This window comes from Burkholderia sp. Ax-1720 (assembly GCF_011753035.1).
GTDB lineage: Bacteria > Pseudomonadota > Gammaproteobacteria > Burkholderiales > Burkholderiaceae > Burkholderia > Burkholderia gladioli.
In genome coordinates this window covers 1-4434 of record NZ_VWWK01000307.1, presented here as the reverse complement: position 1 = coordinate 4434, position 4434 = coordinate 1, and the positions used below count along the sequence as shown (strand labels likewise).

Annotated in this window: 4 protein-coding genes; 1 reads left to right on the top strand and 3 read right to left on the bottom strand. The window is 69.9% G+C overall.

Annotated elements, in window-relative coordinates; all coding sequences use genetic code 11:
• Nucleotides 1-14: 14 nt before the first annotated feature.
• A complete protein-coding gene (locus F3J18_RS35745; RefSeq protein ID WP_345892545.1) occupies nt 15-809 on the top strand; it encodes an ABC transporter permease subunit in 795 nt (264 codons plus the stop codon).
• A 7-nt stretch (nt 810-816) separates the two neighbouring features.
• On the opposite strand, the gene F3J18_RS35740 is transcribed toward F3J18_RS35745, so the two are convergent.
• The 3 genes from F3J18_RS35740 to F3J18_RS35730 form a co-directional block, all read right to left on the bottom strand.
• The gene (locus F3J18_RS35740) at nt 817-1218 is read right to left on the bottom strand and encodes a helix-turn-helix transcriptional regulator (protein ID WP_060002693.1); all 402 of its coding nucleotides are present in this window, start codon (nt 1216-1218) and stop codon (nt 817-819) included.
• On the bottom strand, nt 1205-2488 hold the full coding sequence (locus tag F3J18_RS35735) for a HipA domain-containing protein (protein ID WP_166916826.1): 1284 nt from the start codon (nt 2486-2488) through the stop codon (nt 1205-1207). The genes F3J18_RS35740 and F3J18_RS35735 overlap by 14 nt, the downstream gene beginning before the upstream one ends.
• Before the next feature lie 91 nt (nt 2489-2579).
• Nucleotides 2580-4434 (bottom strand): gamma-glutamyltransferase family protein (locus F3J18_RS35730; RefSeq protein ID WP_166916824.1); only part of this gene is annotated, 1855 nt, incomplete at its 5' end.

Sequence of the window (4434 nt, the reverse complement as noted above, 5' to 3'; positions counted from 1 at the left end):
CGTGTGCTCTTCCGATCTATCGCGGCGCGCGGCGCCCCGGCGAGGGGCCGACCGCCGCGCTGAGCGCGGCCTCGGTGGCGGGCCTGGCGCTGCTCTGGTGGGCCGCGACGCACTTCGGCTGGGTGCCGCCGCTGTTCCTGCCGTCGCCGGCCACGGTCTGGCGCGCCTTCGTTGACGCCTGGCACGGCAATATCCAGGGCGGCGTGCCGCTGGCCGAGCATCTCGGCTGGAGCGCGCTGCGCGTGTTCGGCGCGTTCGCGCTGGCGGCCCTGTTCGGCATCCCGGCCGGCATCCTGATGGGCGTGAGCCGCGTCGCGCGCGGCCTGCTCGATCCGCCGCTGGAGTTCTACCGGCCGCTGCCGCCGCTGGCCTACCTGCCGCTGGTGGTGATCTGGTTCGGCATCGACGAGACCGCCAAGATCGTGGTGATCTTCCTGGCCTGCTTCGCGCCGATCGCGATGGCCGCGCGCGCCGGCGTGCGCAGCGCCACCGGCGAGCAGATCGCCGCGGCCTGGTCGCTCGGCGCCAGCCCGGCGCAGGTGGTGCGCCATGTGGTGCTGCCCGCCGCGCTGCCCGAGATCCTGACCGGGTTGCGGATCGCGATCGGCTTCGGCTGGACCACCCTGGTGGCCGCCGAGATGGTGGCCGCCACCGCCGGGCTCGGGCAGATGGTGCTGAACGCCTCGAGCTTCCTGCGTACCGACGTGGTGGTGATGGGGATCGTGCTGATCGGCGCGATCGCCTGGGGTTTCGACCTGGCGATGCGCGCGCTGGAGCGGCGTTTGGTGCCGTGGAAGGGGCGGGGTTAGGGCGGGTCTATTTGGTGATCTTGTCGAACACGAGGGGAGGGAGCTTGCGGCGGGGACGGGGCGCCTGGGTGACCGGCTCCGGCGCCGGAGCAACTTCCTGAGTCGAACCCGTGATGGTGTCGGCGCCGTGTGCCGGCTCTTGTCTGGGCACGAAGGCGATACGCAGGCCAAAGGGTTTGCCGATCGCGTTCAAGGTGTCGAGGGTGGGATTGGCCTCGCCACGCTCGAGTCGTGCAACGAGGGGTTTGCTCAAGCCGACCAGCTCGGCGAACTCTTCCTGGTTGAGGCCGATTGCCTCGCGAATCCAGCGCGCCGCCGAAGCGATGTCCGGGCGTTCGCGCGCCAGGCGCTCGGGCAGGGTGCTGCGCAGTTCGCGCAGCGCTTCGGGTGACTTCCTAGCGTAACGCATCGAGTGCTCCGAGTACGGTGGCAAAGCGTGGAATGCACATGTCGGTGCGTGGATCGCGCGATGCCGTGATGAATGCGTCGCGCGTGCGTTCCAGGGGGCTGCGCCATGCCGCCAGTGCCGCGCGAAGCTGGGCCGCGTTGTCGATGCCGAGCCGCTCGGGCAGCCAGCGTTCGAACAGCACTGGCCAGCGGTTGTGGAAGCCGGGCGGGAATTCGCGCCACAGTGTCGAACGTGTCGGCGGGTCGTCGCCGAGGAACATGGGCGCGAAATCGAATAGAGGGGTGAGCCGTATTCCTTCTTCCGTCAGGAAGAAGGCGGTGTTGCGGCCATGATTGTCGTCCACGCGCAGGCAGTAGCCGAGCATGTCGCGTTGCAGATATTCGAGCAGGTCGTTGCCGAGCGTGCTCGTGTCGGCATAGGCGATCCAGTCGTCGATGATGTCTTCGTGAAACAGCACGGCACCGTGCTTCGCGACATTGCGCAGGCTGTACGCGCTTTCCATCGCACGACGATGGACGCCTCGATCGTCGACGACACGATCGAAGCGCGGAATGAACAGCAGGTCGCCGAACATGAAAGGCTCGCCTTCGACCACCAGCCCGGCGCCGCGCGCGAGGGTCAGCCACAGATGCTCGTGGCGCAGCATCACGGCGTCGCGGTTGTTGCGGGGCATCTTCACGAGATAGTGCGCGGCGGCGTCTTCATCGCGAACCAGTGTATCGGCGTAGTACAGGCCGTCGCGATGCCGGGTGAGCCAGAGCTTGGCCGCCTGCCCTTGCGTGCTGGTGCCGGCGACGAGCGTGCCGTGCAGATGCGCGTACTCGATGAAGTCGGCATCGTGGCGCCGCATGTTCTCCAGCTCCCAGCCTCGCGATACGCCGGGCAGTTGCTCCCGCAACCATCGGTAGGCTTGCGCGATGCGCGTGTTGCCGGCTGGATTGCTCGCGCCATGGGCGAGTACCCGGGCGTCGTTGTGCGGGCCGTCCGGTTGCGGCCAGCCTTCGCGATCGACCAGCAATTCGCGACCGAATCCGCTCGGCAAGATGTCGAGCAGGAATGGCGCCCAGGTCGGATAGCGTTTCATCTCGAAGCCGACAGGCTCATGCGTGGACAAGGAGGATTCGCCGACCCGCTCAAGATAGGTGTAGGCGTAGTCGTGCAGGTATTCGAGCGTGCAAGGGGATGCAATGCCGCGCTTCGGATCGGTCAGCGTGAGCGTCGCCGCGGCTTGCCATGCCCCATCCACGAATTTTTCGAGCAGTAGTTCCATATCGGAATACTTTAAGATCCCAATTCCGCAGTGTAAGTGCCGATTTGGGATATTTCAATATTCCTTTTCTGAAGAATCGAGGGCCGCATCATCAATCCCCCGCCGCCGCTCCTTCACGCCGCGGATCGGCGGTACCCAGCCACAGCGACTGCCCGTCGAGCGCGACGCGCTGCAGCCCGACCAGGTCCGAGGTGATCGGGACGAGCCGCACCTCGTGCCCGCGCCGCCTCAAGCCCTCGACCAGCGTATCCGACACACGTCCCGCTTCCAGCTCGGTCGGCCCGTTGCGCGAGCCGAAGTTCGGCAGGGCGATCGCCTGTGCCACCGTCAGGCCCCAGTCGGTGACGCTGGCCAGCGTCTTGGCGACCGGCATCGCGTCGGCGCCGCCGAGCACCAGCGCCACGCGCCGCGTGCCGCGCTCGAAGGCGATCTCGGGCGTGAGCGAGGAACGCGGCCGCTTGCCGCCGTCCAGGCGGTTCGCGATCGGCCGGCCGTGATCGCGCGGCGTGCGCGAGAAGCCCGTCAGCGCATCGTTGAGCAGGAAGCCGCGCACCATCAGCCGCGAGCCGAACGGGTCGCCCAGGCTGGAGGCCATCGCCACCACCGCGCCGTCGTGATCGACCACCGCCAGTTCGCTGGCGGCGGGCGGCGGCGCCAGCGCATCGGGATCGTCGCCGAACGAGGTGGCCAGCGTCGAGTCGGCCGGCACGCCGGCTTCGGCATGACCCAGGCTGGTGTCGCCGATCCGTTGCAGGCGCTGCGCCAGGTAGGTCGGCGCGACCAGCCGTTGCCAGTCGCCGGCCGGCGCCGGCACGCGCTCCGGATCGGCCGGGTAGCGCGCGCGATCCGCATAGGCCAGCCGGCCCGCCTCGCTGAACAGATGCGCGGCCTGCGGCGTCGGCTCCAGGCCGCCGACGTCGTTGCGCACCAGCTTTTGCCCGCCCAGCTTCTGCCAGTCCGGCAGCCCGTCGAACAGGCCGAACATCTGCGCGATCGCCAGGCCGCCCGAGGCCGGCGGCGGCATTCCGCACAAGGTCCACTTGCGATAGTCGCCGCAGAACGGCGTGCGCGGCAGCGCGCGGTAGCGGCCGAGATCCTGCTGCGTGAGCAAGCCCGGATTGGCCGACTGGCCGACCTTGGCGGCGATCTCGCGGGCGATCGCGCCGCTGTAGAACGGGTTCGCGCCGCCGGCCGCGAGCTGGCGCAGCGTGGCCGCGTAGGCGGGGTTGCGCAGCAGCGTGCCGGCGGTCTTGGGCCGCCCGTCCTGCTCGTAGAAATAGGCGCGCGCGGCCGGATCGGCGCGCAGGTAGGGATCGCCCGCGATCAGCGCGGCCAGTCGCGGGCTGATCGGGAAACCCTGGTCGGCGAGCTTGATGGCGGGCTGGAACAGGCGCTTCCAGGGCAGCTTGCCGTGCGCCCGATGCGCCAGCTCGAGCATGCGCAAGGTGCCCGGCACGCCCACCGGCCGGCCGCCGGCCACGGTCTGCGCGGGGCCGAGCAGCTTGCCGTCGCGGTCCAGGAACAGGCGCTCGGTGGCGGCGGCCGGCGCGGTTTCGAGGCCGTCGTAGGCATCGGTGGTCTTGTCGTCGGCATAGAGCAGCAGCGCGCCGCCGCCGAGGCCCGAGGATTGTGGCTCGGTCAGCGTCAGCACCAGCTGCGCGGCGATCGCGGCATCCACCGCGCTGCCGCCGGCCTTGAGGATATCGGCGCCGGCCTGCGCGGCGAGCGGGTTCGCGGCGACGATCATCGAGCGCGCCGAGGACCAGCCGGGCTTGTCGCTCCAGCCGCTGGCAGGCTCGGCGACGCGGCCGCCGAAGGCCGTTTGCGGCAGGCGCTGCGCCGCGCCGCTGGCCGCCGTGGTGCCGAGCGTGGCCGACGATGCAGCCGAAGCCGCTGCTGCACCGGCTAGCGCACTGCTCGTGCCGGCGGGCCCGTTCGCGCCGCTG